General features: G+C 35.4%; 4 protein-coding genes and 1 pseudogene. 4 read left to right on the top strand and 1 reads right to left on the bottom strand.

The annotated features are described in order from the left end of the window. The first annotated feature begins 407 nt into the window (after nt 1-407). From ACTNDN_RS24350 to pth2, 4 genes are all read left to right on the top strand, one after another. Nucleotides 408-1,832, top strand: coding sequence for a glycoside hydrolase family 1 protein (locus tag ACTNDN_RS24350; RefSeq protein WP_441132536.1), 1,425 nt, complete (start codon nt 408-410; stop codon nt 1,830-1,832). Between the two features lie 159 nt (nt 1,833-1,991). After that, nucleotides 1,992-2,645, top strand: coding sequence for an erythromycin esterase family protein (locus ACTNDN_RS24345; protein ID WP_441132534.1), 654 nt, complete (start codon nt 1,992-1,994; stop codon nt 2,643-2,645). Further along, entirely contained in the window at nt 2,632-3,264 is a 633-nt protein-coding gene (locus ACTNDN_RS24340; RefSeq protein WP_441132533.1) for an erythromycin esterase family protein, read from the top strand. Before ACTNDN_RS24345 ends, ACTNDN_RS24340 begins: the two co-directional genes overlap by 14 nt. 212 nt (nt 3,265-3,476) lie before the next feature. Then, the gene (pth2, locus tag ACTNDN_RS24335; protein ID WP_204375780.1) at nt 3,477-3,857 is read left to right on the top strand and encodes an aminoacyl-tRNA hydrolase; all 381 of its coding nucleotides are present in this window, start codon (nt 3,477-3,479) and stop codon (nt 3,855-3,857) included. A 271-nt stretch (nt 3,858-4,128) separates the two neighbouring features. Here the strand turns inward: pth2 and ACTNDN_RS24330 are convergent. Further along, nucleotides 4,129-4,626, bottom strand: a pseudogene (locus tag ACTNDN_RS24330) (nucleoside deaminase). Nucleotides 4,627-4,823: the final 197 nt, after the last annotated feature.

Raw genomic sequence — 4,823 nt, 5'->3', positions numbered from 1 at the left:
CTACAGAATAAAGAATAGAACAACAATTTTTGAAAGAGAAAGTGTTCAAAATTAATTAGCAAAAAGTGTTCAAAACTACTTGACGGTTACAGCTTCATTCCTAATCTATGATTCTTTCATTTATTAAATTGTTTCTGCGTAAGATTTCCTATGGTTTATAAGTGATAAAATATGTCTATTTTTCATAGAGGGAGTAAAGGTTTTCTAAGTTAATGATAGCTATGTATTGCGAAAATGTTATTAAATGTATATACTTATTTTATAATGAACTATACTTTTTATACGTGGTTTTATACAGTATCTAAATGTGTAGTGATGAAAAAAGGATGTTAGCTAAGAATATATATCTATAATAGGAGTATTATTTCTAAGAATTTAAGGAGTTGAGCGAAGTGATTCATCAATCAATGAAAGCGTTCCCAAATAATTTTCTTTGGGGTGCTGCATCTGCAGCGTATCAAGTAGAAGGTGCATGGAATGAGGATGGCAAAGGAGTTTCAAATTGGGATAAATTTGTTAGGATTCCGGGAAAAACATTTAAAGGAACAAATGGAGATGTTGCAGTAGATCATTATCATCGTTATAAAGAAGATGTGCAGCTGATGGCTGAAATGGGAATGAAGGCTTATCGATTTTCCGTTGCTTGGACTCGTATTTTTCCAGAAGGAAGAGGAGAAGTAAATCAAGCGGGAATTGATTTCTATAATAATTTAATTAATGAGTTAATCAAGTATAATATTGAGCCAGTTCTTACTCTTTATCATTGGGATCTTCCACAAGTTCTTCAAGATGAATATGCAGGGTGGGAATCTCGCCAGATTATTGAGGATTTTACGAATTATAGTATCGAATTATTTAAACAGTTTGGAGACCGAGTGAAATATTGGGTTAGTTTAAATGAGCAAAATATTTTCACTGGCTTAGGCTACCGAATGGCTGTACATCCACCTGGAGTGACAGATGAAAAACGTTTCTATCAAGTAAATCACCATGCAAACTTAGCGAATGCGAGTGTTATTAAAGCATTCCGCCAATATGTTCCAAATGGAAAAATTGGTCCTAGCTTTGCGTACTCGCCTGCATATGCATTAACTTCAAAGCCGGAAGATATTATTGCTGCAGAGAATGCAGAGGAATTGAATAGCCATTGGTGGATGGATATTTATGCTTGGGGAAGATATCCGGAAGCTGCATGGAACTATTTAGAAGCAAATGGGTTAGCACCAGAAGTGGAAGAAGGGGATTTTGAATTATTAAAAGAAGGAACTCCTGATTTCATGGGACTTAACTACTATCAAACAACGACATATGAGAAAAATCCTTTAGAAGGCGGAGTAGGTAGTGCTGAAATGAACACGTCTGGAAAAAAAGGTACTTCTCAGGATTCCGGAATACCTGGTGTGTATAAAACAGTCGAGAATCCAAATCTAGAAAGAACGGATTGGGATTGGAATATTGATCCACAAGGATTACGGATAGCGCTTCGAAGAATTACAAATCGCTATCATCTACCTATTCTCATTAGTGAAAATGGTTTAGGGGCATTTGATAAGCTGGAAGAAGGCGATATCGTCAATGATGATTACCGCATTGATTTTATCCGCGCTCACATTAACGCAATGCAAGAAGCAATCACTGATGGAGTAGACTTAATGGGATACTGTGTATGGTCGTTTACCGATCTTCTAAGCTGGTTAAATGGATTCCAAAAACGATACGGTTTCGTTTATATCAATCAGCATGAAGAAGGAACGCATGACCTTCGCCGCATTAAGAAGAAAAGCTTTTATTGGTATAAAGAAGTAATCGAATCGAATGGGGAAATTAGATAAAAAGGTGGAGACTAGCGAGTGCATCGTGAGTCTCCACCTTCTTTTTTTACCTTTATACCTTGTTTTGCTAAATATAAAGGAGTATACCTTGCAATTAAATGAACAAAATAAAATGAATTCATTAAAAGGAAATAGCAAATGAAAGGATGTGCACAAAAAATGGTCATAAAAATCAGTAAGACAATCGAAAATATCCAACAATATAGTCAGCCTTTTCATGATATAGAGGATTTAAACGGTTTAATCGAAAATGCTAGTAAAGCAAAATACATATTACTGGGAGAAGCCACCCATGGTACAGCAGAATTCTATACCATTCGAGGAGAAATCAGTAAAAAATTAATACAAGATCATGGCTTTACTTTTATTGCAGTAGAAGGAGATTGGCCGTCTTGTTATGAAGTGAACCAGTATGTAAAAGGGCATTCAAATTATTCTCATGCTAGAGAAGTACTTTCTCAGTTTCACAGATGGCCAACATGGATGTGGGCAAATGAAGAAATCATTCCCCTTATTGAGTGGCTAAAAGCATATAATTTTGATAAAAAGGAAGAAGACAAGGTTGGATTTTATGGCATAGACGTCTATAGCTTATGGGAATCGATGGAGTCTATTGTTGCTTATTTGCAAAAAATAAATTCACCAGATTTGGATAAAGCGATGCAAGCAATTACTTGTTTTCACCCCTATAACAAAAGGCCAGAGCAATATGGCATGTCTGCGGCTTTTTTGGGAGAAAGCTGTAGAGAGGAAGTATTTAGAGCTTCTAAATTCTATTGTATCGAAAAGAAAGCAATACATGGAAGAGGATAAAGAGTCCTACCTTAATTTACAAATAAATGGGTTAGTATCCAAAAATGCAGAAGCCTATTATAAAGCAATGGTTACAGACGATATCGAATCATGGAATATTCGTGATTATCATATGGTAGAAGCTTTAGAGATTGTCAGCCAATTTTATGGGAAGGAAGCAAAGGGGATTGTTTGGGTACATAATACGCATATTGGTGATGCAAGAGCTACTAGTATGGAACAAGAAGGATTAGTGAATGTTGGGCAAATTGCAAAAGAAAAATTTGGAGCAGAAAATGTGTATGCAGTTGGTTTTGGTACCTACAAGGGGACCGTCATTGCAGCAGAAAAATGGGGAGATCGCTATAAAATAATGGATATTCCTCCTGCACAACTTAATAGCTGGGAAGCACAACTTCATCGTGCTGGCTCCTTTAATAAATATCTAACCTTTACAGAGGAAAACCGTTACTTTTTTGAGCATACAATCGGTCATCGTGCCATAGGGGTAATCTATGAGGCAGCATATGAACATTATGGGAATTATGTACCATCAAAAGTTTCAGTCCGCTATGATGGATTTATTTATGTAGATCGATCTAAGGCAGTAACACCGATTGCTATTTCAAGCGAGGGATGAAATTAGATTAGCAAAGGACATTTATGATTTAAGAAAAATAATCAGCCAAAAAAGTGAAGGGATTTTTGCTTTTTTGGTTTTTTTCATCTTAGGTAAGATTTTATTTAAACAAGTAACAAATAAATTTATCACGGAATAGTATAGCAATCGGAGCTTGAATTTTGAAAATTACAAAAAAGTTCCGAAGAATAATATATAGAGGGTGACGTTAATTGGAGAGGAAGGCAACAGAAACAAAAATGGTTATTGTAGTTCGAAAAGATTTGTGTATGACAAAGGGGAAATATGTAGCCCAAGGTAGTCACGCAAGCTTAGGATTAGTATTAGATATGATAAAGCGCGAAGATGTGCATACACAAGCGATATTAGAAAAATGGTTCAGCGAATCTTCGACTAAAATATGTGTCTACGTCAAAAGTCTAGACGAATTACATGAAGTGAAAAATAGAGCCATCGAAAAGGGAGAAGCAGTTAAATTAATAACAGACAGTGGCTTGACCATGTTTCATGGAGAAAAGACAGATACTTGTTTAGCCATTTTAGGATATAGAAACAATGTAGATGAAATTACAGGACATTTACAACTGCTTTGAGTTGGATCAAAGCAAAAATTGTTTTCATTCAAGAAGTTTCAGCCCTCTCCATAGAGAATTTTTTATAGGATATAAAGATGTATCTATCATTAGAGTTCTTCCAAAAGGCTAGCAAACACAGCTAGTTTTTTCACTAACTCATAAACGTCAATAAGGCTCACAACTCTTGCATAGTAGGTTTGTAGAAGATAGGTTGGAATTCAATTATCTATAAAGGAACAACTAACTATCAGTGGGGAGGAAGGAAAATCCCACTGAATAGAAGGTTCGTTTATTTTAAAGTATTTCTCAAGTGAACGATATGATTTGGATTAGTAGACCATTTACTCAGTAGCTCTTGTTGTCTTCTTTTCAAATCTTCATAAGGTTCCCACACCATCTCGATTTCATCAAACCGTTCATCAATAGATTAGCATCTTTTATTTTTCTATAGCCTCCAAATCCTATGTCGTCGTTTAATAACCAGATGCCCTTTTTCATATTGGCAAATAAGATGGCCCCCTGTACACATCGGACAAGGCTCTAAAGAGGTATAAATAGTATATTTCTGACGACTTTCTTTTCCATGTAAAATTGACGGACCGCCATTTCTTATCGCAATAATTTCAGCATGTGCCGTTGCATTTTGATGTGGATGCACTTGGTTTCGTCCTTTGGAAATTATATTATTATCTTCATCAACTATTACAGCTCCAATGGGGTATGTGTTCTCAAGTAATGCATTTTCAGCTTCTTGTAATGCTAAGTACCTATCTAAGTCAAAATTCATGGTTATTAAGCCTCCACTAATTGAAGTGTCGTTTGTTTTATTCTACCATAATTATCCTATTATGATTGTTGGAGACAAAAAAAGAGGGTTAACCGTTCTAGCTAGTTGGACTAACCTAAAATAGTGAGACAATATAAAACACCTCCAAAATGGCAATACTTGAGATAAGTATTGTGACATTATTCGGAGGTGTTTTT

The sequence above is a fragment of the Niallia sp. HCP3S3_B10 genome, assembly GCF_052064465.1.
Taxonomy (GTDB): domain Bacteria; phylum Bacillota; class Bacilli; order Bacillales; family Cytobacillaceae; genus Niallia; species Niallia hominis.
Note: the sequence above shows the minus strand (reverse complement) of the source record. Positions and strands in the feature narration are given on the sequence as shown.

Coding starts and splice junctions, on each gene's coding strand:
- ACTNDN_RS24350 (WP_441132536.1), top strand. CDS start 408: ATGAAAGCGTTCCCAAATAATTTTCTTTGGGGTGCTGCATCTGCAGCG.
- ACTNDN_RS24340 (WP_441132533.1), top strand. CDS start 2,632: ATGGAAGAGGATAAAGAGTCCTACCTTAATTTACAAATAAATGGGTTA.
- ACTNDN_RS24345 (WP_441132534.1), top strand. CDS start 1,992: ATGGTCATAAAAATCAGTAAGACAATCGAAAATATCCAACAATATAGT.